Here is a 21,487-nt window from a genome sequence, read left to right as displayed (position 1 = left end):
GTCTTTAGTAGTCTTCCGACGAAAGCAAGTCCCCGCTTGCACCGTCCCTCGTTTTTATAATGCGCGGTGACCCAGCCCCCCCACATGTCTGATTCCTCTCGCCCCGCGCGGCGCCCCAAGACCGCTCCGGCACGCCCCTGGTGGCTGACGTGGCTCATTCGCCTCCTGCTCTGGAGCGCCGGCATCGTCGCGGCCGGGGCGGTGGCGCTGGCCTGCGTGATCGCCGTCGCCCTGGCGGTGGCCTATCCCAATCTGCCGGACATTTCCGAACTCGCGGACTACCGGCCCAAACTCCCGCTGCGCGTGTTCTCGTCCGAAGGCACGCTGATCGGCGAGTTCGGTGAAGAGCGCCGAAACCTCACGCCGATCGCCACCATTCCGAAGGTGATGAAGGACGCCGTTCTGGCCGCCGAGGATGCGCGCTTCTACGACCACGGCGGCGTCGACTACAAGGGCCTGGTCCGCGCCGGCCTCGCCAACATGAACCGGGTTAAGAGCCAGGGCGCCTCCACCATCACGATGCAGGTGGCGCGCAACGTGTACCTGAGCTCCGAGAAGACGCTCACGCGCAAAATCTACGAAGTGCTACTGACCTTCAAGCTGGAACATCTGCTCAGCAAGGACCAGATCTTCGAGATCTATCTGAACCAGATCTACCTGGGCAACCGCGCCTACGGTTTCGCGGCCGCCTCGGAGGCCTACTTCGGCAAGCCGCTGCAGGACATCACGATCGCCCAGGCCGCGATGCTGGCCGGCCTCCCGAAGGCGCCAGGCGCCAACAACCCGGTGAGCAACCCCTCGCGGGCCCGGGGCCGCCAGCTTTATGTGATCGACCGCATGCGCGACGCCGGCTTCATCACGGCCGAACAGGCCACGGAAGCCAAGAAGGAAGAATTGCACCTGCGCGACGCCGCCGACCCGACGCGGCTGCATGCCGAATACGTGGCCGAAACGGTGCGCCAGCTGATGTACAGCCAGTACGGCGACAGCACCTACACGCGCGGGCTGAAGGTCTACACCACCCTCGTGGCCGCCGACCAGGCAGCAGCGTACAAGTCGCTGCGCAAGGGCATCATGGACTACGAGCGCCGCCAGATCTACCGCGGCCCCGAGAAGTTCGTCGATCTGCCGGACGACCCGAAGGAGCTCGACGAAGCGGTGGACGATGCCCTCGCCGAACATCCGGACAACGGCGACGTGATGTCGGCGGTGGTGCTGAAGGCCAACGCGAAGGAGATCACGGCCGTGCGCGCGAACGGCGACACCCTGCAGATCAACGGCGAAGGGCTCAAGCCTGCGCAATCGGGGCTCTCCGACAAGGCGCCGCCCAACATCAAGGTTCGCCGCGGCGCGGTGATCCGCGTGGCACGGACCCCGAAGAACACCTTCGAGATCACGCAACTGCCCGAGGTCGAAGGCGCCTTCGTGGCGCTCGATCCGCGCGACGGCGCGGTCAAGGCGATGGTCGGTGGCTTCGACTTCGGCAAGAACAAGTTCAACCACGTCACGCAGGCCTGGCGCCAGCCGGGCTCCAGTTTCAAGCCCTTCATCTATTCGGCTGCGCTCGAAAAGGGCTTTTCGCCGGCGACCGTGATCAACGACGGCCCGCTGTTCTTCGACGCCGGCACCACCGGCGGCCAGCCCTGGGAGCCCAAGAACTACGACGGCGGCTTCGAAGGCCCGATGTCGATGCGCCGGGCGCTGATGAAGTCCAAGAACATGGTGTCGATCCGCATCCTGCAATCGATCGGCACGCGCTACGCCCAGGACTGGATCGGCAACTTCGGCTTCGAGAAGGAAAAGCACCCGGCCTACCTGCCCATGGCGCTCGGCGCCGGCTCGGTCACGCCGATGCAGATGGCGACCGCCTATTCGGTGTTCGCCAACGGCGGCTACCGTGTCAATCCCTACCTGATCACCCGGGTGACGGACCACAAGGACAAGGTGCTGGTCGAGACCCAGCCGCCGCTGCTCAACGAAAGCATGCGCGCCATTCCGCAGCGCAACGCCTTCATCATGGACAGCCTGCTGCAGTCGGTCGCCAGCGGCGGCACCGCCGCGAAGGCGCAGGCCACCCTCAAGCGCCCGGACATCTACGGCAAGACCGGCACCACCAACGATTCCCTGGACGCGTGGTTCGCCGGCTTCCAGCCGACGATGACCGCCATCGCCTGGATCGGCTACGACACGCCGCGCAAGCTCGGCGACCGCGAGACCGGCGGCGGCCTGAGCCTGCCGATCTGGATCAGCTTCATGGAAACCGCGCTCAAGGGCGTTCCGGTGACCGAGCCCACCCCACCCGCCGGCGTGATCAATGCCGGCGGCGAGTGGTACTACGACGACTACGGTCCGGGCCGCAGCGTCGCGAGTGTGGGCGTGGCCGAGTCCTCACCGAGCGCCGAAGCAGCCGTCGGAGCACCGATCGGCGCCCCGCCGCCGCCCGAAGAGCGCAACCGCATCCTCGACCTGTTCCGCAACTGAGTCGGGATGCTCAGGCCGAGAAGTTCAGCGGAATACCGGCCTGCAGCGACGCCTCCCGCGAGAGATTCGCAAAGAACTCCTCCCGGGTCTTGGTGTCGACCCAGGCCGTGCCGTCGTGCCGGTAGTGGTAGCCACCGGATCGGGCGGCCAGCCAGATTTCCTGCAGTGGCTTCTGCAGGTTGACGATCAGCTGGCTCCCGTTCGGAAAGCTCAGCGTGATCATCCCGCCGACACGCTGGTTGTCGATGTCGGCCTCGGTGGCGTCGTTGATGCGGTCGCAGGCGCGCTCGATGGCAGCCAAGGCGGATTCCGCACGATCCATGTACTCGGGGTCGGTCATTACAATTTCGCGATGTTGAACGTCCGTCAAATTCTAATGAGCACCCTTGGCCTCTGCGCCATCGGGGTCGGGCTTGCGGGCTGCGGCCTCAAGGGCCCTTTGTACCTGCCCACCGTCCCGGAGGCCGCCGACCGCGCCACGCTTCCCAGCCTGCTCGTGCCGTCGGTGCGCAACGGCGACGGCAGCGGCAGCGCGCCGGTGGCGCCTGCGCCCGCCGATGCGGCTGCAGTGCCCCCAGCAGCACCGGCGAGCAGTTCGCCGGCGAGCACCGGGGGGGCGCGATGACGGCATCGTCCCTGCCCGGGCATCCGCAGGTCGCGGTGCGCGACGGTTCGCTCCATGTCGAAGCGATGTCGCTCGCCGCGCTCGCCCGTGAGCACGGCACGCCGCTGTTCGTTTACTCCAAGCAGTGGATGCTCGAGGCACTGTCGGCCTACCGCCGCGGCTTCGAGGGCCGGGACGCACTGGTCTGCTACGCAATGAAGGCCAACTCGTCGCTCGGCGTGCTGCGCGTTTTCGCCGAAGCCGGTTGCGGCTTCGACATCGTCTCGGGCGGCGAGCTGGCGCGAGTTTTGGCCGCCGGCGCCGACCCGGCCAAGGTGATCTTCTCCGGCGTCGGCAAGACGCGCGACGAGATGCGGCAGGCGCTCTCGATGGGCATCGCCTGCTTCAACGTCGAGAGCGACGCCGAGCTGGACGTGCTCAACGCCGTGGCGCTCGAAGCACAACAGCGCGCCCGCATCAGCATCCGGATCAATCCCAACGTCGATCCGAAGACGCACCCCTATATCTCGACCGGCCTCAAGGGCAACAAGTTCGGGATCGCGCACGACCGGGCGCTGCAGGCCTATCGCCATGCGGCCTCGCTGCCGGGCATCGAGGTGGTCGGCATCGACTGCCACATCGGCTCGCAGATCACCGAAGCCTCGCCGTACCTCGACGCACTCGAGCGGGTGCTCGACCTGGTCGAGACCATCGAGCAAGCCGGCATTCCACTGCAGCACCTCGATTTCGGCGGCGGCCTGGGCATCGACTACAACCACGACACGCCACCGGCCGCCGACGTGCTGTGGAAGCAATTGCTCGCACGCCTCGATGCGCGCGGCTTCGGGGGTCGCAAGCTGATTGTCGAGCCAGGGCGCTCGCTGGTCGGCAATGCCGGTGTCTGCGTGACCGAGGTGCTCTACACCAAGCCGGGCGAGGACAAGAACTTCTGCATCGTCGATGCAGCGATGAACGACCTGCCGCGTCCGGCGATGTACCAGGCCTTCCACCAGATCGTGCCGGTGGCTGCACGGGCGTCGGGCCACGCCACGACCTACGACGTGGTCGGCCCGATCTGCGAGAGCGGCGACTGGATCGGCCGCGACCGCGCCCTGAACGTGCGCGAGGGCGACCTGCTCGCCGTGCTCTCGGCCGGCGCCTACTGCATGGCGATGGCCAGCAACTACAACTCGCGCGGCCGCGCCGCCGAAGTGCTGGTGAACGGTGACCGCGCCAGCCTCATCCGCCGGCGCGAAAGCGTCGACGACCAACTGCGCAGCGAACGCTTCGACTGAAGCGCGCCGCCCGGCCCTACTTGGAGGGCTGGACGCGCGGCAGGGCCGACGGCCGCGCCGCGGCCTGCTTCTGGCGCACGACGTGCCAGATGCGCCAGCCGAGCAGCGCCGCGACGATGCCCGCATAGACGAACACTTCCGCGAAGTTGTTCTTGCCGGCGCGCATCCAGAAGAAGTGCAGCAGGCCGAGCGCGGCGATCAGGTAGACCAGCTTGTGCAGCCGTTGCCACCGCTTCGCACCCAGCGCCTTGATGGCCCGGTTGAAGGAGGTGGCCGCCAGCGGCGTGAGCAGCACGAAGGCCGAGAAGCCGACCAGAATGAACGGCCGTTTGGCGATGTCCTTGGCGATCTCGCCGAGCTCGAAGCCCATGTCGAACCAGCCGTAGCTCAGCAAGTGAACGACGACATAGAAGTACACGAAGAGCCCCAGCATGCGCCGGTAGCGCGCCAGGCCGGTGAGCTTGAACATCACCCGCAGCGGCGTCACCGACAGCACGATGCACAGGAAGCGCAAGGTCCAGTCGCCAGTGGCGCGTATCAGGTATTCCGCCGGATTCGCCCCCAGCCCGTCGGTGAAGGCGCCCCACACGAGCCAGGCGAAAGGCAGCAGGCACGCGACGAAGGCCAGCGGCTTCGCAACCGGGTGCAGCAGCAGTTTGTTCACGCTGTTCACGCGCGGGCCGCCATGGCTCAGTAGAACTTCTTCAGGTCCATGCCGGCGTACAGCTGGCCGACCTGCGCCTCGTAGCCGTTGAACATCTGGGTCTTGGTGCGCTTGGCGAACAAGCCACTGCCGTCGCCGATGCGGCGCTCGGTCGCCTGGCTCCAGCGCGGATGATCGACGTTCGGATTCACGTTGGAAAAGAAGCCGTACTCGTTGGCCGCAGCCTTGTTCCAGGCCGTGCCCGGCTCCTTCTCGACGAAGCGGATCTTGACGATCGACTTGGCGCTCTTGAAACCGTACTTCCATGGCACCACCAGCCGCACCGGCGCGCCGTTCTGGTTGGGCAGCACCTCGCCGTACATGCCGAAGGCCAGCAGCGTGAGCGGATGCATCGCCTCGTCCATGCGCAGCCCCTCGGCGTAGGGCCAGTCGAGCACGCGCGAGCCGACGAAGGGCATGGTTTTCGGGTCGGCCAGCGTGACGAACTCGACGTACTTCGCATTGCCCTGCGGTTCGACCTTCTTGATGAGCTCGGCCAGCGAATAGCCGACCCAGGGGATCACCATCGACCAGCCTTCGACGCAGCGCAGGCGGTAGATGCGCTCTTCCTGCGCGCTCAGCTTGAGCAGGTCCTCGATGCCGTACGTGCCCGGCTTCTTGACCAGGCCTTCGACCTCGACGGTCCAGGGGCGCGTCTTCAAGGTTCCGGCGTTCTTCGCCGGATCGGCCTTGTCGACACCGAACTCGTAGTAGTTGTTGTAGCTCGACGCGTCCTTGTAGTCGGTGAGCTTTTCCATCGTCTGCGCGCCAGGGACGTTGGACTTGACGCCCTTCAGCGGTGCGAGCTTGCCGGGTGCCGCAACCTGAGCCAACGCGTCGCGCGCCGCCCACGAAGCCAGCGCGGCACCGGCGGCACCCCCAGCCAGCAGCTTGAGCATGTCGCGCCGGCCTTCGTAAGCCGCACGGGTTGTGATGTCGCTGGACGCCGCGTGGACGAAGCCGCGGTCGACGAGGTCTTGGCGAGAACGGATGGGCATGACGCGCCTTTCAATGGCTGGGGTGATTCACCCTCAATTCGTTGCAGAACCCGATTTGGTTACGCAGCGACGGCGCGTTCAGATCAAAGCGTGCCGTAGCTGTGCAGACCACTCAGGAACATGTTCACGCCGAGGAAGGCGAAGGTCGTCACCGCCAGGCCGCCCAGCGCCCACCAGGCCGCCACCGTGCCGCGCAGGCCCTTCACCAGCCGCATGTGCAGCCAGGCCGCATAGTTGAGCCAGACGATCAGCGCCCAGGTTTCCTTCGGGTCCCAGCTCCAGTAACCGCCCCAGGCGTCGGCCGCCCACAGGGCCCCCAGCACGGTGGCGATGGTGAAGAAGGCGAAGCCGACGGTGATCGACTTGTACATGACGTCGTCCAGCACCTCGTTGGCCGGCAACCGTGCGGCGATGCGCTTGCGGCCGAGCAGAATGCCGGCGGCAATCAGCGCCGAGATGCCCGCGTAGACCACCCAGTAGCTGCCGCCCGCCTCCTGCACCCGCTGGCGGAAAGCCACCGGCACGAAGCACAGTGCCACGCCCAGCAGCCAGATCGGCGTGAGCTTGTACCAGCGCGTCTCCTGCGCCTGCTCCTTGATGAGGTAGGCGAACGCGACCATCGCGGCCAACGCGAAGGTGCCGTAACCGATGAAGTTCGCTGGTACATGCAGCTTCATCCACCAGCTTTGCAGCGCGGGGACCAGCGGCTGGATCTCGTGCGCCTCGCGCACCAGCGTGTACCAGAGCAGGAAGCCGACGGCTGCGCTCACCACCAGCATCACGAAGGCGCCGATCGCGCGCGTGGCGTAGCGCTCTTCGAAGTACAGATAGAAGGCCGCCGTCAGCCAGCAGAACAGCACGAAGACCTCATACAGGTTGCTGACCGGGATGTGGCCGATGTCCGGGCCAAGCTGGTGGCTTTCGTACCAGCGCACCATGGTGCCGATCAGCGCCATCGTGACCGCCGCCCAGGCGAGGCGTGACCCGATGAGCTCCAGCGCGTCGCCCTGCTTGCCGCCGAACAAACCCAGCCAGTAGAAGACCGTGCTCATGAAGAACAGCACGCTCATCCAGAGGATGGCCGACTGGCTGGAAAGGAAATACTTGAGCCAGAACACGGTGTCGGCCCGTGCCAGGTCGCCCTGGTAGGACATGATGGCCAGCACCGCCGCGGCGGTGACCACGACAGCCAGCAAGCGCAGCGGCCGCCAGAACCAGCCCAGCCAGATCATCGCGGGCATGGTGCCGAGCAGGATCGCCTTTTCATAGATGTCCATCGAGGTGGCATAGCGCGAAAACGCGAACAGCCCCCCAGCCACGACGATCGCTGCGAAGACCCAGTCGAAGGCATTCCGGCGTGCGCGCCAGTTGTCGTGGAGGGTGAGGGTCGTGATGGTCATGGCGCCGGGTCCTTCTGCAGGTCGAGCAGCTTGTCTTTGAGGTTGTCGAATTCGCGGTCGCTGTCCATCGTGCGGCGATTCACCGAGAAGGCCATCGTCGCGCTGCTTCCGCCGGCCGCCTCGGGCGCCAGCCAGATCCAGAGCCGACGCTCGCGCACGTACAGCATGGCAAAAATGCCGACGATCAGCAACAGGCAGCCCAGGTAGACGATGTTCTTGCCGGGCGCGCGTGCCACCTGGAAGACGCTGGCCTGCACCTGCTTGAAGTCGGTCATCATCATCGCGACCGGCGCGGGATAGAAGTGCGCGTCGCTCATGGCCAGCACCGCCTGCGTGAGGAAGGCCTGCGATTTGTCGTCGCCCGGCAGCACTGCCAGGCCGGCGCGCTCGCGGCTCAGGTTGAGCACTTCGAACAACACCTCGTTCAGGATGCGCACCAGCACCGCGCCGGCGCGGGCACGCTCCGCCTCGGGCACGTTCAGCTCCATGAATTCGGCGATCGCCTGCCAGCCACCCTGGCTGGTCGCCTCGGCCTTGACGCGCTCGGTGCCGGCAAAGAGCGCCAGCGCGCGGGTGGTGGAAGCGCGCAACTGCTCGGCGAGTTCGGGGCGCTGCGGATCGCTGGCGCGTGCGATGTAGCGCTCGACCGCGCGGGCACGCACGGCATCGTCGGCCAATGCATCGCGCATGCGAGTGAAACCGTCCATGGCGCCGTTTTCGTCGGCCGGCACCCGCAGATAGCGGAACGGGTCTTCGGGGCGCTCGCGCATGCCCAGCAGGAACACCGGCTGGCCGTCGCCGGTATCGACCGGCGCCATGTAGTTCTGGTACTCGCGGGCTTGCCCGGCCGCGTCGCGCAGCTTGTAGCCGATGCTCGGACCGATGTTGCGCAGCACCTTCGGCTTGTTGGTCTTGTTGGCCGCGCCCAGCCGCGACTCGAGGCTGTGCTGCAAATCGACCTTGCGCACATCGGCGCCACTGGTCATGGCGCCTTTCGCCTCGTCGGCGAAGTTTTCGACGTTGATCACCCGCAGCGCGACGTATTCCAGCGTGAGCTTGTCGCTGCCGTTGGTGATCTCCGAACTGCTGCCGATCGTGCCTTCGAGTTCGAAGGGCTTGGCAGCCGCCGCCATCGGCACCGCCTTGAGCTTCACGGTCGAGCCGCCGTCGTCGAAACTCGACTGGTAGATCTCGACGCCCTTGTAGCTGGCCGGATGGTTCACCTCGATGCGCGCGGGCACCTCGGCGCCCGTCTCGCGGTCATGCAGCACCACCTCGCTGGCGAAGAGCTTGGGCATGCCGGTCGAGTAGTAGTCGACGATGAACTTCTTCAACTCGATGGCGAAGGGCAGCTCCTGCAGCAGCACGCCATCGGCCTGGTTCAGGATGGCCACGCTCGAGCGCCCGCCCTCGGGCACCAGGATGTTGCCGCGGAAGGTCGGGTTGCGGGGCGACAGCCGGTGTTCGGCGGGCACGTCGGCAATCATGCCGCCGCCGGTGAAGACGCTCTTGCCGTTGAACCAGGTCTGCGCCCGAACCACCAGATTGCCGTCGAACAGGCCGCCGATGCAGATCAGCACGATGGCCCCGTGCGCGGCGATGTAGCCCAGCTTGTGCGCACCGCCGGCGCGTGCGGCCACCATCCAGCCGGTACCTTCGCGCTGCTGCAGCTTGACCTTCCAGCCACCGCCGGCCAGCAGCCCGCCGATTCGTTTCGCGGCCGCCTCCGGCACTTCCCCGAGCGTGGTCGCGGCGCGCTGGCCGAAGGCCTTCAGGCTTTGCGCCCGGATGTCTTCCTTGAAGGTCTTCAAGTCCTTGAGGATGTGCGGCGTGTTGCGCGCGATGCAGAGCGAGGTGCTCACCACCAGGAACAGCAGGATCAGCAGGAACCACCAGGCGCTGTAGATCGCGTCGAGCCGTGCCGCCTGGAAGAGCGCGGCCCAGAACGGCCCGAACTGGTTGATGTAGTTGCCGATCGGTTCGTTCTGCTTGAGCACGGTGCCGATGATCGAGGCGATGCAGATGATCGTCAGCAGCGCGATGGCGAAGCGCATCGACGAGAACAGCTCTACCCCGGCGCGGACTGCGTGGGGGCCGCGTCGAACGCGGAGACCGTGGGTAGAGACTGACATGAGGGCTGACGAAGAAAACGGACGCTTTGGAAAGCACAAAGGCGGGCCATCCGTCTGGATCGGCCCGCCTTGCTTGAGTGGATAGGTCGGCGCTTAGTTCACGCGAAAACGGGCGAATCAGCGCAGACCGGCGATGTAATCCGAAACGGCCTTGATCTCGCGATCGTTGAGCTTGGCGGCCACGCCGGCCATCTGCGGGCTGTTACTGCGCACAAGAGCGCCGTCGCCACGGAATGCCTTGAGCTGTGCATCGGTGTAGTCGGCATGCTGGCCACCCAGGCGCGGGTACTGCGCGGGAAGACCGGCGCCGTTCGGGCTGTGGCAGCTGGCGCAGGCCGGGATCTGGCGGTCGGCAATGCCGCCGCGGTAGATCTTTTCGCCCAGCGCGACGAGGTCCTTTTCCTTCGCGAAGCCGGTCTTCTGCTTCTTGGAGGCAACGAACCAGGCGATGTCCCGCATTTCCTCGTCGCTGAGCGTGGACGCCAGGCCCTGCATCACCGGGCTCTTGCGCTTGCCCGACTTGAACTCCTGCAACTGCTTGAGGATGTACTCGGGATGCTGCTGCGCGAGCTTGGGATTGGCGGCGATGGCCGAGTTGCCGTCGGCGTTGTGGCAGGACGCGCAGGCCTTGGCGGTGAATGCGGCCTCGCCCTTCGCCAGGTCGGGCTTGGCGGCCTTGGCCGGAGCCGCTGCAGGCTCCTGGGCGAAGGCGGCGCCGACGGTGGCACCCATGAGGGCTGCAAGCAGAAATGAGGCAAACAACTTCATAGCGGGGGCTTCGTTTTATGGCGCAAACCCGGCGATTCTACAATGGCACCCTGTACCGAAAGCCTGTCCCATGACCTCCACCGCGCCCTCACCGGCCCCCGCATCGCCCCCCGAGGCGCCTGCACCCGACCGGATCCGCACGGCCCTGGGCTGGTTGCACACCGCCCATTTCCTGACCAGTGCACCGCAGCTGGAGCACCTGCCGGCCTTCGACCTGCCCGAGATCGCCTTCGTCGGCCGCTCCAATGCCGGCAAGTCGACGGCCATCAACACGCTGACCCAGCAGACCCGGCTCGCCTTCGCCTCGAAGACGCCGGGCCGCACCCAGCACATCAACCTGTTCGGCCTCGGCAAGCAGAAGATCGACGACGCGGTGCTGGCCGACCTGCCCGGCTACGGCTACGCGGCCGTACCGCGCGAGGCCAAGCTGCGTTGGCAGCGCGTGATGGGCAACTACCTCATCACCCGCGAGAACCTGCGCGGCGTGGTGCTGATGTGCGACCCGCGCCACGGCATGACCGAGCTCGACGAGATCCTGCTCGAAGTCATCCGCCCGCGCGTCGAAGCCGGCCTCAAGTTCCTGATCCTGCTGACCAAGTCCGACAAGCTCACGCGCTCCGATGGCGCCAAGGCGCTGTCCATCATGCGACTGCAGGCCGGCGGCGGCGAGGTCAAACTGTTCTCGGCGCTGAAGAAGCAGGGCGTCGACGAAGCCGCCGAATTGCTGTGGCGCTGGGCGCATCCCGAGCCCTGAGCGTGGCGGCACCGGTCGGCTCTTCCGCAGCGCCGACCCAGGAGACCGCCGCATGATCGAAACCTTCCAGCGCACGCTGCCCAACGGCACCACGCTCAGTTGCCGGGCCAGCGGTTCGCCCGGTCGTCCGCTGATGCTGTTCCTCCACGGCTTCCCGGAGGGCGCCTTCATCTGGGACGACCTGCTGGCGCATTTCGCGCAACCCGCCCACGGCGGCTACCGCTGCCTTGCGCCGAACCTGCGCGGCTTCGAGCAGTCCAGCGCACCACCAGCCGTCGAAGACTATCGGCCGCACCTGCTGGTGCAGGACATCCGCCAGCTCGCCGCCACGGAAAGCGCCGACGGCAGCATCGACACGCTGGTGGCGCACGACTGGGGCGGCGCCTTCGGCTGGGGCTTCGCGAACGCCTTCCCGCAACAGCTCGGGCGCCTGGTGATCCTGAACTCGCCCCATCCCGGCACCTTCGCGCGCGAGCTGAGAAACAACCCATCGCAGCAGAAGGCCAGCGCCTACATGCATTTCCTGGCACGGCCGGACGCGCCGGCCTTGCTGGCCGAGGACGACTACCGCCGCCTGTGGCCCTTCTTCACGGCGATGGGGGCGGGTGCCGAGCGCTTCGGCTGGCTGACCGAGCCGCTCAAGGGCCGGTACCGTGCGCTCTGGGACGCGGGCCTGCGCGGCGCCTGCAACCTTTATGCGGTGACGCCGCTGAAGCCGCCGCTCGAGGGCCAGTCGCCGGACACCATCCCGCTGCTGCCGCGCGAACGGCTCACCGTCGACGTGCCGACGCTGGTGCTCTGGGCGCTGGACGACAGCGCCCTGCTGCCGGGGCTGCTCGACGGGCTCGACGACTACGTGTCGCGGCTCGAGGTGGTGAAGGTTGCCGATGCCACGCACTGGATCGTCCATGAGCAGCCGCAGCGTGTGATCGCCGAAATCGCCGCCTTCCTCCAGCGCACTCAGTAAACCGGAGGGTCGCCTTCAGGACGCGTCTTGAAGCGCCGATGCACCCAGTAGTACTGCGAAGGCATCGTGTCGATGTAGCCCTGCAGTCGCTGGTTCATCAGCGCCGTGTCGGCCACCGCGTCGTCGCTCGGGAAGTTCTGCCAGGCCGGCAGCACCTCGATGTCGTAGCCGGTGCGGGTCAGGCGCGACACGATCGGCACCACCTTGGCCTTGCCCAGCCGGGCGAAGCGCGAGAGCGACGGAATGGTCGAGGCCTGGACGCCGTAGAAGGGCACGAAGACCGTCTGGTCGCGCCCGAAGTCCATGTCCGGCAGCAGGTACAGCAAGCCGCCCTTGCGCAGCCCGGCCACGATCGGCTTGATGCCCTCGGAACGGTTGAGCGTGATCACGTTGCCGAAGCGCTTGCGGCCCTCGCGGATCCAGTCGTCGATCAGCGGATCGCGTTGCGTCGTGTAGATGGTGGTGGACGGCCGCGCCGTGTGCATGGTCAGCCCCGTGGCGGCCGCATCGAGCCCATAGAAGTGCGGCGCGAACAGGATCATCGGCGCGCTGCCGTGGGCCATCTCTTCGATCTCGGGCGCGGCCCCGACCACCCGCAGGCGCTGCCGCACCACCGATTCAGCCGCATGCCACAGCCAGCTGCGGTCGAGCCAGGACTGCGCGACGAAGACGAAGGTCTCGCGCGCGATGCGCCGTCGCTCAGCCGCCGACTTCTCCGGGAAGCACAGGGCCAGGTTGGTGTCGACCACGTGCCGGCGCGGCACCGCCACCGCGTGCAGCAGATGGCCCAGCACCACACCGAACCCGCGCGACACCGGCAAGGGAACATGGGCCATCACCCGCATGAAGACGATGCCCAGACGGCTGGCCACGCTCATGCGACCGCCCTTTCCACCGCATCGGCCTTGGGCTGCTTGAAGCGCGCGTAATCCCAGACGTACTGTCCCGGCAAGCGGCGGATCAGGCCTTCGATGCCGGCGTTGAGCGCAGTGGCCGCCTGTTCGGGGGTCGATGCCGGATCGCTCATGGCCGTGCCGTCGAAGGGTTCGAAGCGGATGGCGAAGCGCGCGCCGGACAGCCGCTCGCAGACGCACAGGAACACGTGCGCACCGGTCTGCTGGGCCAGGCGCTGCAGCAGGGTCATGGTGTAGGCCGGCCGACCGAAGAACGGCGCCCACACGCCCTGGCCGAGCGGTGGCACCTGGTCGGGCAGCACCCCGGTGTAGCCCCCCGCGCGCAGGGTACGCATCAGCCCGCGCACACCGGCGACGCTGGTCGGCAGCATCTGCAGGCCGGCACGGTCGCGCGATCCCTCGACCAGTTCGGCCATCCAGGCCTTGCGGGGTGGCCGGTACAGGGCGGTCAACGGTCCATAGGTGCCGACGTAGCGCTCGGCAACCGCCTGGCCGCACAGCTCCCAGCTGCCGAGGTGGGGCGTGATGAAGATGACGCCCTTGCGTTCGTTCATGGCGGCCTCGAAGCCCTCGGCACCCTCCCAGCGCACGATGCGCGGCAGCACGCTCTCGCCGCGCGGGCGCGACCACAGCCAGGGCAGTTCAGCCGCCATCGCGCCGGCCGCACCGATGGCCGGGCGGTACTGCGCGGGCATGAAGCCCGCCGCCTCGGCGTTGCGGCGGAAGCGGCGCCGATAGTCCGGCGCCGCCCACCACACCAGCCATCCGAATGCCACGCCGAGCCGATGCATCCAGGGCAGCGGCAGGCGGGCGAGCAATCGGAACAGGAGGGTCATTCAGGAAATTGAGGGGCGTTTGTCCGCTTGCTGCACGACTGCGCAAGCCTTCGTGCTCGAATAGAATCCAAATTGTCGCTGAGTTATGGAACTACTTGCAGGGCGACACATGCACAAGCGCGGCGCGATTGTGCATCGACCGAAACGGTCATCTGCTAAAGCGTTCGCCAGAGCTCCACCCCGGAATCGGCAACGCGCCTTTTCGATTCAATGGAGTTTTACAGACATGGCGAACGACTTCCTCTTCACTTCCGAATCCGTCTCCGAAGGCCATCCCGACAAGGTCGCCGACCAGATCTCCGACGCGATCCTCGACGCGATCTTCGAACAAGACCCGCGCAGCCGCGTGGCCGCCGAGACGCTGACCAACACCGGCCTCGTGGTGCTCGCCGGCGAAATCACGACCAACGCGCACGTCGACTACATCCAGGTCGCGCGCGACACCATCAAGCGCATCGGCTACGACAACACCGACTACGGCATCGACTACAAGGGTTGCGCCGTGATGGTCTGCTACGACAAGCAGTCCAACGACATCGCCCAGGGCGTCGACCATGCCTCGGACGACCACCTGAACATCGGCGCCGGCGACCAGGGCCTGATGTTCGGCTACGCCTGCGACGAGACGCCCGAGCTGATGCCGGCGCCCATCTACTACGCGCACCGTCTGGTCGAGCGCCAGGCCCAGCTGCGCAAGGACGGCCGCCTGCCCTTCCTGCGCCCGGACGCCAAGAGCCAGGTCACGATGCGCTATGTCGACGGCAAGCCGCACAGCATCGACACCGTGGTGCTCTCCACGCAGCACCACCCGGACCAGAGCGAGACGCCGACCAAGATGAAGGCATCCTTCGTCGAGGCCATCATCGAGGAGATCATCAAGCCGGTGCTGCCGAAGGAATGGCTGAAAGAAACGCGGTATCTGATCAACCCGACCGGCCGCTTCGTTATCGGTGGCCCGCAAGGCGACTGCGGCCTGACCGGCCGCAAGATCATCGTCGACACCTACGGCGGCGCCTGCCCGCACGGTGGCGGCGCCTTCTCGGGCAAGGATCCGTCGAAGGTCGACCGCTCGGCCGCCTACGCTGCGCGCTACGTGGCCAAGAACATCGTGGCCGCCGGCCTGGCGCGCCAGTGCCAGATTCAGGTCGCCTATGCGATCGGCGTGGCGCAACCGATGAACATCACGGTCTACACCGAAGGCACCGGCGTTATCCCCGACGACAAGATCGCCGAACTCGTGCGCGCGCATTTCGACCTGCGCCCCAAGGGCATCATCCAGATGCTCGACCTGCTGCGGCCGATCTACCAGAAGACCGCCGCCTACGGCCACTTCGGCCGGGAAGAGCCGGAGTTCACATGGGAAGCGACGACGCAGGCTGCTGCGCTGCGGGCTGCCGCCGGGCTCTGACCCGTCCTGGGGTTCAACGGCGCACCGCCACAGCCTCGATCTCCACCAACACCGGCGCGATCAACCCCGAAATCACGGTCGATCGCGCCGGTGCCGTCTCCGGCGCAAAGCGCTCGCCCCAGGCCGCATGGAAGGCTGGATAGTCATCGCCGTCGACCAACCACACGGTCGCCTTGACGACGTCGGCCAACGTGCAGCCCGCGCGCTCGAGAATGGCCTCGATCATGTCGAGCGCCACATGCGTCTGGCCCGCGATGTCCGGCGCCGCAGGCTTCCCGTCGCGCATCGGCACCTGCCCCGACACGAAGACCAGTGCGCCCTCGGCCACCACGGCCGGCGAGATCGGTTGCGTCTTCCCGCGCGGACCACTGGCGGCCCGATGCGCGTGATGTTCCCCATGCGTCGCTCAGTCCGGCTTGGCGCCGGACGCCTGGACGATCTTGGCCCACTTGTCGGCTTCGACCTTCACGAAGGCCTTGAACTCGGTGGCGCTGCTGCCGCCCAGCGCGAAGCCGCGCGAGCCGAAGTACTCCTGGATGTCGGCGCTAGCCAGCGCCTTGTTCACTTCGCGGTTCAGTTGCTCGACGATGGCCGGCGGCGTGGCGGCCGGCGCGAACAAGCCCTGCCACGACAGCGCTTCGAAGCCGGGGTAGCCACTCTCGGCGATGGTCGGCACGTTGGGCAGCATCTTGTGGCGAGTCTTCGAAGTCACGGCGATCGGCTGCAGCTTGCCCGCTTCCAGCTGCGGCCAGACCACGAGGAAGTCGCCGAACATGGTGTCGATCTGCCCACCCATCAGGTCGCTCAACGCGCCGGCGCTGCCGCGGTACGGGATGTGGAGCATCGACACCTTGGCCGACAGCTTGAACATTTCGCCGGTGAGATGCATCGAGGTGCCGTTGCCCGGCGAGCCGTAGCTGATCGAGCCCGGCTTGGCCTTGGCCAACGCCACCACCTCGGCCACCGTCTTGCCTGCGAAGCCGGGGTTGCGCACCAGCACCAAGGGCGACGAGACGACGAGCGACACCGGCGCGAAGTCCTTCACCACGTCGTACGGCAGCTTGGGGTACAACGCGCCCGCGATGGCATTGCTGCCGGTCACGCCCATGAGCAGGGTGTAGCCGTCGGGCGCCGACTTGGCGACGTAGTCGGCGCCGAGCGTGCCGCCGGCACCGGCGCGGTTGTCGACCACCACCGGCTGGCCCCACACGGCCGCCAGCTTCTCGCCAATGCGGCGCGCCAGCAGGTCGGTGCTGCCACCCGGCGGGAAGGGCACGACGATGCGGATCGGCTTGATCGGGAAGCTCTGCGCGACCGCCGTCGACGGCCACATCGCCGTGGCGGCCAGCGCGACGGCGCCGCCGAGCGCGAGCCGTCGGCCGGCGCGCAGAAGAGAGGTGGATGTCATCGTTTCACTCCAGGGTTCGTTGCATGGGGGTCGTTCGCGGTGGCAGCGTCGATCGCGCCCCAGCCGCCGCCGCCGGCCGTCTCGATCACGAGACGGTCGCCGGCATGCCATTCGGTCCGGGCACGTGCGCCCAGCGTCTCCACGTCTCCGTTCGTGCGTTCGATCCGCGCGGCCGACGACGCGCCCGCGCCACCGCCCTGTGCACCTCGCGCCTGCGACACGTGCCGCTCGCCGCGGTACGACACCGACGCGCGGCCTTCCAGCAAGCGGTACACACGGCGCACGCCGTCGCCGCCCGCGTGCAGGCCCGCGCCACCCGAACCGTGGCGGATCGCATAGCACTCGACCTGCAGCGGTGCCTCGCTCTCGAGCACTTCGACCGGCGTGTTGCGCGCGTTGCCGATGTCGGTCGACACGCCCGGCGTGCCGGCGCCCAGCGCACTCGCACCGGCGCCGCTGGCGATGATCTCGGTGAGCATCCAGCGCCGGCCGTCGTCGCGCGTGCCGCTCAGCGACATCACGGTCGCGACGCCCGCGTGCGGCGCCACCGACACGCCCGCGTTCGCTTGCGACCAGGCGCCCAGCATCGCGTTGCACGCCATCTTCACGGTGGCCGTGCGCGCATTCACCGCGGCAGGGAGGTCGGGGCTCAGCACGCTGCCGGGCGGCAGGCGCAGCGTGAGCGGCGCGAGGCAGCCCGCGTTGTTCGGTGCGTCGGGCGCCAGCGTGCGCATGAAGAAGAGCGCCGCCGACAGCACGCTGCCGGGCGAGGCGTTGACCGGCCCGCGCACCTGCGGCGAGCTTCCGGTGAAGTCGATGTCGATGGCGTCGCCGGTTTTGCGGATGCGTACCGCGATGCACACCGCGTCGGCGCTGACGCCGTCGCCGTCGAGCTGGTCCTGCCAGGCCCAGTCGCCGTCGGGCGCATCGCGCAGCGCGGCGCGCGTCATCTGCTCGGCCTGCGCGATCAGCGCGTCGCACACGGGCATCAACACATTGCCGGTGCGCTCGGCCAGCGCCGCGAGTTCGCGCGCGCCCAGGCTCACCGCCGACCACTGCGCCGCCAGGTCGCCACGCAGGTTGACCGGCGTGCGGCTGTTGGCCTCGAGGATGGTCTGAACATTGGCGTCGATGCCGTCCGCCGTGCGCCAGCGCAACGGCGGCAGGCGCAGGCCTTCCTGATAAATCTCGGTGGCATTGGGCGGGATGGAACCCGGCGTCATGCCACCCACGTCCTGGTGGTGCATGCAGGTCGCGGCCACGGCGATGACCGCATCGCCGAGCAGCACCGGGCGCAGCACCACGAGGTCGGGCAGGTGCGTGCCGCCGGACCACGGGTCGTTCATCAGGTAGCCCTCGCCCTCGCGCATCGAAGCGGCGGGAAAGCGCGCGAGCACACCGCCGACCGCGGGGATCAGCGAGCCCAGCAGCAGCGGCAGCGAGCGCGCCTGCGCCAGCAGCCGGCCGTCGGGCAGGAACAGCGCCGCCGCGCAGTCGCCGCCCTCGCGGGCGATGGACGAGTAGGCGGCGCGCATCATGCCGGTCTGCATGCGGTCGACGGCGCCCTGCAGCGCGAGACGCAACGGCTCCATGCGCGCGGTGACGTTGGCGTCGCTCATGCGGAGGCCCTCCCGCTGCGATCGAGCAGCAGCGAATCGTCGGCAAGGCGTTGCCAGCGCCAGCCTTCGGGCACCCACACAGTGGTGAGCGCGGCGAAGAGCGATGCGGGGCCGTTACCTGAAGGCGGCAAGCCTTCCCATGCACTGATCGGCACGGCGGTAGACGTCTTGAAAGGCGCGGGCTGCGGCAAGGCTGCTTCGAACACGGTGCGCAACTGGCGCACCTGCAACGGCTGGCGCGCCGGCACATTGCCTCGCAACTGCGCGTGGCGCTGTTCGAAGCGTTCCGCGAGCGCATCGACCGTGTCGGTGTCGGGCGACCACGGCACGTCGATGGCGAATTCCTGGCCGGCATGGCACAGCGCGAGGTGCCAGTGCGTCACCGCGCCCTGCACATCGGCCTGCGTGCGCAGTGCCTGCAACTGGTCGTCGTCCAGCAACACGTCCATCGCCTGCTCCACCGTCTGCGTCGGCGCGGCGCACAACATGCCGAGCGCGGCGATCACACCGGCCTGCGGCAGCACGCGCACCTGCGTCATGCCGGCCAGATCGGCGACTTCCGCAGCGTGCTGCGCGCCACCGCCACCGGCGGCCACGAGCATGCTGTCGGCCGGATCGAGCCCGCGCTGGAAGCTGCGCATCTTCAGTGCCTCGGCCATCGCCGATGCGGCGGTGCGGACGACGGCCTGGGCCGCGTCCTTCACGTCGATGCCCATTGGCGCAGCGGCATCGCGCTGCAGCGCCACCTCGGCGGCCGCACGGTCGAGCGACACGCCACCTGCGAGCTGCGCCGGCAAGCGGCCGAGCACGCACAGCGCGTCGGTCAGCGTCGCGCGGTCGCCGCCCAGGCCGTAGGCCGCTGGCCCGGGCCACGCGCCTTGCGAGTGCGGACCGAGCCGCAGCGCGCCGCCCGGCAGCGCGCGCACCACGCTGCCGCCGCCGACCGACAGCGACTCGACATCCGCGCAGCGCAGCCGCAGGCTCAGCTCGCCGACCTGCAACGCGTCGCCGAAGGCCGGGCGGCCGTGTTCGACGATGCCGATGTCGGTGCTGGTGCCGCCGACGTCGATCGCCATCACCACGGCTGGCGCGCCGGCGCGCCCACCCAGGCTCGCGGCCACGCCTTCGAGCGCGGCGCACGGCCCGGACATCGCCAGGCCGACCGGCCGCGCGGCCACGTCGCGCCAGGCGCCGGTGCCGCCTTCGGAGCGCATCAGGAAGGGTTCGGGCAAGCCACGCGTCGTGAGCGCGCTCGCCAGTTCGCGCAGGTAGTCGGCCACCATCGGCTTCGCATAGGCGTCGAGCGCGGTGGTGAGAAAGCGTTCGAACTCGCGCGGCTTCGGGTCGACCTCGCTCGACAGCGACACCATCAGCGCCGGCAGGCGCGCGGCGAGCATCTCGCGCAACTGCTGCTCGTGCGCCGGGTTGCGGTGCGCGAAAAGCAGGCACACGGCCACGGCGCGCACGCCCGACTGTGCGATGGCGTCGGCGATGCGATCGACGCCGTCGAGCACGAGCGGTGCCGTCTCGCGTCCCTGCGCGTCGATGCGCCCGCCGATCTCGAAGCGCAGGTGCGCCGGGAACAGCCGCTCATCGGGCGTCGGCTTGGCGATGACCGGCAGGTACAGCTCGCGCCGTTCCTGGCGACCGAGCGCCAGCACGTCGCCCATGCCGGCGGTCGTCAGCACCGCGACCGGCGGGGCGTTCTGTTCGAGCAGCAGATTGGTGACCACGGTCGACCCGTGCACGATGCGGGCCACCTGCTGCGGCGCGATGCCGTTCTCGGCGCAGAGGCGGTCGATGGCGGCCAGCACGGGCTCCGCCAATTTCCCCGCCTCGCGCGGGTACTTCAGGCTGATCAGCCGGCCGTCGTCGGCGACCGCGACCGCGTCGATGAAGGTGCCGCCCATGTCGACACCGACGGCCCAGCGTGACGTGTCGGGCACCGGCATCAAAAGCGATCGGGCCGGAACGGCGTCAGGTCGACCTGCGGCGCCCGGCCTGCGACCAGGTGGGCGATCTCGCGGCCCGTGCTGGCGCCCATGCACATGCCCATGTGGCCATGGCCGAAGGCGAGCCACGCGTTGTCGGCGCCGCGCGCGCGGCCGACCACCGGGAGGCTGTCGGGCATGCAGGGGCGGTGACCCATCCAGCGCGTGATCTCGGAGGTGTCGAGGTGTGGGAACAGGTGGCGGCCCTGCTGCAGCAATGCATCGGCGCGTTCGTAGTTCGGCGGCGCCCGCAGGCCGGCGAATTCCACCGTGCCGGCCAGGCGCAGGCCCATCGCCATCGGGTTGACCATCAGGTTGTGCTCGACCGCCATCACGGTGTGGCGCAAGGCGAGGTTCGAGCTGCGCACGGTGACGTGGTAGCCGCGTTGCGTCTCGAGCGGCACGCGCTCACCCAGTGCCGCCGCCAACGGCGCCGACCAGGCGCCGGCGGCGACCACCACGCCATCGACGGCCAGCGACGCGCCCGAATCGAGCTTCACGCCGGTCACCCGGCCGCCCTGGCGCTCGAAGCCGACGACGCTGTGCCCGCTTCGCTTCGCGCCATCGGCGATGCAGCGCGCATGCAGCGCCTTCACCAGCGCGCAAGGGTCGGCCGTCGAGCCGTTGTCCGGCGCCAGCAGGCCGAAGCGGAAGCGGCCCTTCAGGTCGGGCTCCAACGCCTCCAACTCGTCGCGTTCGACGTCGACCAGCTTCACGCCGAGCGAGCGCCGCAGGTTCATGCCCCACTGCCACTGCGCCGCGGCCTCGCGCGAGGAGTACACGTAGAGGCAGCCGCTGCGGCGCACCAGCGATTGCGCGTCGGCATGGGCCAGCAGCGGGTCGTAGCAGTCGAAGATGGGTTCGAGCAGCGTGCGCAGCGCCGTGGCGATGCGCGTGACCTCCTCGCGGGTCGAGTGCTGCAGCATGCGCATCAGCCAGGGCAGCACGACCGGCGCGTAACGCCAGCGCACGGTGAGCGGCCCCAGCGGATCGAGCAGCCAGCGCGGCACGCGCTTCCACATGCCGGGCATGCCGACTGGCAGGCAGGCGCTGGGCGAGAGCGATCCCGCGTTGCCGAACGAGCAGGCTTCGCCCGGTTCGAGCGGATCGACGAAGGTGACCTGGTGACCGTCGCGCTGCAGCCAGGCTGCGGTGCAGACGCCCACGATGCCGGTTCCGATGACGGCGATGTGCATGCGGCGCATTCTG

At 68.2% G+C, this 21,487-nt stretch carries 19 protein-coding genes; 6 read left to right on the top strand and 13 right to left on the bottom strand.

From position 1 onward, the window contains the following. Nucleotides 1-84: 84 nt before the first annotated feature. Entirely contained in the window at nucleotides 85-2,481 is a 2,397-nt protein-coding gene (locus ACSFBE_RS02160; RefSeq protein ID WP_435488719.1) for a penicillin-binding protein 1A, read from the top strand. Nucleotides 2,482-2,491: 10 nt separating this feature from the next. Here the strand turns inward: ACSFBE_RS02160 and cyaY are convergent, their stop codons facing one another. Next, complete coding sequence (gene cyaY, locus ACSFBE_RS02155; protein WP_435488718.1) at nucleotides 2,492-2,821, bottom strand: iron donor protein CyaY; 330 nt, start codon at nucleotides 2,819-2,821, stop codon at nucleotides 2,492-2,494. Between the two features lie 36 nt (nucleotides 2,822-2,857). Here cyaY and lptM point away from each other — a divergent pair, with 36 nt between their 5' ends. Both lptM and lysA read left to right on the top strand, forming a co-directional pair. After that, nucleotides 2,858-3,106, top strand: coding sequence for an LPS translocon maturation chaperone LptM (gene lptM, locus ACSFBE_RS02150; RefSeq protein WP_435488717.1), 249 nt, complete (start codon nucleotides 2,858-2,860; stop codon nucleotides 3,104-3,106). Beyond that, a complete protein-coding gene (lysA, locus tag ACSFBE_RS02145) occupies nucleotides 3,103-4,380 on the top strand; it encodes a diaminopimelate decarboxylase (protein WP_435488716.1) in 1,278 nt (425 codons plus the stop codon). Before lptM ends, lysA begins: the two co-directional genes overlap by 4 nt. 16 nt (nucleotides 4,381-4,396) lie before the next feature. Here the strand turns inward: lysA and ACSFBE_RS02140 are convergent, their stop codons facing one another. The 5 genes from ACSFBE_RS02140 to ACSFBE_RS02120 form a co-directional block, all read right to left on the bottom strand. Continuing rightward, the gene (locus ACSFBE_RS02140) at nucleotides 4,397-5,044 is read right to left on the bottom strand and encodes a protein-methionine-sulfoxide reductase heme-binding subunit MsrQ (protein WP_435488895.1); all 648 of its coding nucleotides are present in this window, start codon (nucleotides 5,042-5,044) and stop codon (nucleotides 4,397-4,399) included. A 26-nt stretch (nucleotides 5,045-5,070) separates the two neighbouring features. Further along, nucleotides 5,071-6,081, bottom strand: a complete 1,011-nt coding sequence (gene msrP, locus ACSFBE_RS02135; protein ID WP_435488715.1) for a protein-methionine-sulfoxide reductase catalytic subunit MsrP — start codon at nucleotides 6,079-6,081, stop codon at nucleotides 5,071-5,073. An 83-nt stretch (nucleotides 6,082-6,164) separates the two neighbouring features. Next, nucleotides 6,165-7,481 carry a c-type cytochrome biogenesis protein CcsB gene (gene ccsB / locus ACSFBE_RS02130; protein WP_435488714.1) on the bottom strand — a complete coding sequence of 439 codons (1,317 nt, stop codon included), beginning with the start codon at nucleotides 7,479-7,481 and terminating at the stop codon, nucleotides 6,165-6,167. Continuing rightward, nucleotides 7,478-9,613 carry a cytochrome c biogenesis protein ResB gene (locus ACSFBE_RS02125; protein WP_435488713.1) on the bottom strand — a complete coding sequence of 712 codons (2,136 nt, stop codon included), beginning with the start codon at nucleotides 9,611-9,613 and terminating at the stop codon, nucleotides 7,478-7,480. Before ACSFBE_RS02125 ends, ccsB begins: the two co-directional genes overlap by 4 nt. Before the next feature lie 117 nt (nucleotides 9,614-9,730). Further along, on the bottom strand, nucleotides 9,731-10,381 hold the full coding sequence (locus tag ACSFBE_RS02120; protein WP_435488712.1) for a c-type cytochrome: 651 nt from the start codon (nucleotides 10,379-10,381) through the stop codon (nucleotides 9,731-9,733). 70 nt (nucleotides 10,382-10,451) lie between these two features. Here ACSFBE_RS02120 and yihA point away from each other — a divergent pair, with 70 nt between their 5' ends. After that, nucleotides 10,452-11,135: a ribosome biogenesis GTP-binding protein YihA/YsxC gene (gene yihA / locus ACSFBE_RS02115; RefSeq protein WP_435488711.1), complete on the top strand. Its 684-nt coding sequence runs from the start codon at nucleotides 10,452-10,454 to the stop codon at nucleotides 11,133-11,135. Nucleotides 11,136-11,187: 52 nt separating this feature from the next. Continuing rightward, nucleotides 11,188-12,102: an alpha/beta fold hydrolase gene (locus tag ACSFBE_RS02110; RefSeq protein WP_435488710.1), complete on the top strand. Its 915-nt coding sequence runs from the start codon at nucleotides 11,188-11,190 to the stop codon at nucleotides 12,100-12,102. Here ACSFBE_RS02110 and ACSFBE_RS02105 read toward each other — a convergent pair. Both ACSFBE_RS02105 and ACSFBE_RS02100 read right to left on the bottom strand, forming a co-directional pair. Next, nucleotides 12,096-12,980 carry a lysophospholipid acyltransferase family protein gene (locus ACSFBE_RS02105; RefSeq protein ID WP_435488709.1) on the bottom strand — a complete coding sequence of 295 codons (885 nt, stop codon included), beginning with the start codon at nucleotides 12,978-12,980 and terminating at the stop codon, nucleotides 12,096-12,098. The genes ACSFBE_RS02110 and ACSFBE_RS02105 overlap by 7 nt on opposite strands. Beyond that, nucleotides 12,977-13,852: a lysophospholipid acyltransferase family protein gene (locus tag ACSFBE_RS02100; protein WP_435488708.1), complete on the bottom strand. Its 876-nt coding sequence runs from the start codon at nucleotides 13,850-13,852 to the stop codon at nucleotides 12,977-12,979. Before ACSFBE_RS02100 ends, ACSFBE_RS02105 begins: the two co-directional genes overlap by 4 nt. 226 nt (nucleotides 13,853-14,078) lie before the next feature. On the opposite strand from ACSFBE_RS02100, the gene metK reads away from it, so the two are divergent. Next, entirely contained in the window at nucleotides 14,079-15,260 is a 1,182-nt protein-coding gene (gene metK / locus ACSFBE_RS02095; RefSeq protein WP_435488707.1) for a methionine adenosyltransferase, read from the top strand. Between the two features lie 13 nt (nucleotides 15,261-15,273). Here the strand turns inward: metK and ACSFBE_RS02090 are convergent, their stop codons facing one another. The 5 genes from ACSFBE_RS02090 to ACSFBE_RS02070 all read right to left on the bottom strand — a co-directional run bounded on the left by ACSFBE_RS02090 (nucleotide 15,274) and on the right by ACSFBE_RS02070 (nucleotide 21,474). Next, complete coding sequence (locus ACSFBE_RS02090) at nucleotides 15,274-15,591, bottom strand: RidA family protein (RefSeq protein ID WP_435488706.1); 318 nt, start codon at nucleotides 15,589-15,591, stop codon at nucleotides 15,274-15,276. Between the two features lie 75 nt (nucleotides 15,592-15,666). Then, the gene (locus ACSFBE_RS02085; protein WP_435488705.1) at nucleotides 15,667-16,668 is read right to left on the bottom strand and encodes a tripartite tricarboxylate transporter substrate binding protein; all 1,002 of its coding nucleotides are present in this window, start codon (nucleotides 16,666-16,668) and stop codon (nucleotides 15,667-15,669) included. Then, nucleotides 16,665-18,287, bottom strand: coding sequence for a hydantoinase B/oxoprolinase family protein (locus ACSFBE_RS02080; RefSeq protein WP_435488704.1), 1,623 nt, complete (start codon nucleotides 18,285-18,287; stop codon nucleotides 16,665-16,667). The genes ACSFBE_RS02085 and ACSFBE_RS02080 overlap by 4 nt, the downstream gene beginning before the upstream one ends. Further along, the gene (locus ACSFBE_RS02075; protein WP_435488703.1) at nucleotides 18,284-20,239 is read right to left on the bottom strand and encodes a hydantoinase/oxoprolinase family protein; all 1,956 of its coding nucleotides are present in this window, start codon (nucleotides 20,237-20,239) and stop codon (nucleotides 18,284-18,286) included. The genes ACSFBE_RS02080 and ACSFBE_RS02075 overlap by 4 nt, the downstream gene beginning before the upstream one ends. Further along, entirely contained in the window at nucleotides 20,239-21,474 is a 1,236-nt protein-coding gene (locus ACSFBE_RS02070) for an NAD(P)/FAD-dependent oxidoreductase (protein ID WP_435488702.1), read from the bottom strand. The genes ACSFBE_RS02075 and ACSFBE_RS02070 overlap by 1 nt, the downstream gene beginning before the upstream one ends. Between the last annotated feature and the right edge of the window lie 13 nt (nucleotides 21,475-21,487).

The organism is Variovorax sucrosi (assembly GCF_051216635.1).
Taxonomy (GTDB): Bacteria; Pseudomonadota; Gammaproteobacteria; order Burkholderiales; family Burkholderiaceae_C; genus Variovorax.
Note: the sequence above shows the minus strand (reverse complement) of the source record. Positions and strands in the feature narration are given on the sequence as shown.

Coding starts and splice junctions, on each gene's coding strand:
- ACSFBE_RS02160 (WP_435488719.1), top strand. CDS start 85: ATGTCTGATTCCTCTCGCCCCGCGCGGCGCCCCAAGACCGCTCCGGCA.
- cyaY (WP_435488718.1), bottom strand. CDS start 2,821: ATGACCGACCCCGAGTACATGGATCGTGCGGAATCCGCCTTGGCTGCC.
- lptM (WP_435488717.1), top strand. CDS start 2,858: ATGAGCACCCTTGGCCTCTGCGCCATCGGGGTCGGGCTTGCGGGCTGC.
- lysA (WP_435488716.1), top strand. CDS start 3,103: ATGACGGCATCGTCCCTGCCCGGGCATCCGCAGGTCGCGGTGCGCGAC.
- msrP (WP_435488715.1), bottom strand. CDS start 6,081: ATGCCCATCCGTTCTCGCCAAGACCTCGTCGACCGCGGCTTCGTCCAC.
- ccsB (WP_435488714.1), bottom strand. CDS start 7,481: ATGACCATCACGACCCTCACCCTCCACGACAACTGGCGCGCACGCCGG.
- ACSFBE_RS02125 (WP_435488713.1), bottom strand. CDS start 9,613: ATGTCAGTCTCTACCCACGGTCTCCGCGTTCGACGCGGCCCCCACGCA.
- ACSFBE_RS02120 (WP_435488712.1), bottom strand. CDS start 10,381: ATGAAGTTGTTTGCCTCATTTCTGCTTGCAGCCCTCATGGGTGCCACC.
- yihA (WP_435488711.1), top strand. CDS start 10,452: ATGACCTCCACCGCGCCCTCACCGGCCCCCGCATCGCCCCCCGAGGCG.
- ACSFBE_RS02110 (WP_435488710.1), top strand. CDS start 11,188: ATGATCGAAACCTTCCAGCGCACGCTGCCCAACGGCACCACGCTCAGT.
- ACSFBE_RS02105 (WP_435488709.1), bottom strand. CDS start 12,980: ATGAGCGTGGCCAGCCGTCTGGGCATCGTCTTCATGCGGGTGATGGCC.
- ACSFBE_RS02100 (WP_435488708.1), bottom strand. CDS start 13,852: ATGACCCTCCTGTTCCGATTGCTCGCCCGCCTGCCGCTGCCCTGGATG.
- metK (WP_435488707.1), top strand. CDS start 14,079: ATGGCGAACGACTTCCTCTTCACTTCCGAATCCGTCTCCGAAGGCCAT.
- ACSFBE_RS02085 (WP_435488705.1), bottom strand. CDS start 16,668: ATGACATCCACCTCTCTTCTGCGCGCCGGCCGACGGCTCGCGCTCGGC.
- ACSFBE_RS02080 (WP_435488704.1), bottom strand. CDS start 18,287: ATGAGCGACGCCAACGTCACCGCGCGCATGGAGCCGTTGCGTCTCGCG.
- ACSFBE_RS02075 (WP_435488703.1), bottom strand. CDS start 20,239: ATGCCGGTGCCCGACACGTCACGCTGGGCCGTCGGTGTCGACATGGGC.
- ACSFBE_RS02070 (WP_435488702.1), bottom strand. CDS start 21,474: ATGCACATCGCCGTCATCGGAACCGGCATCGTGGGCGTCTGCACCGCA.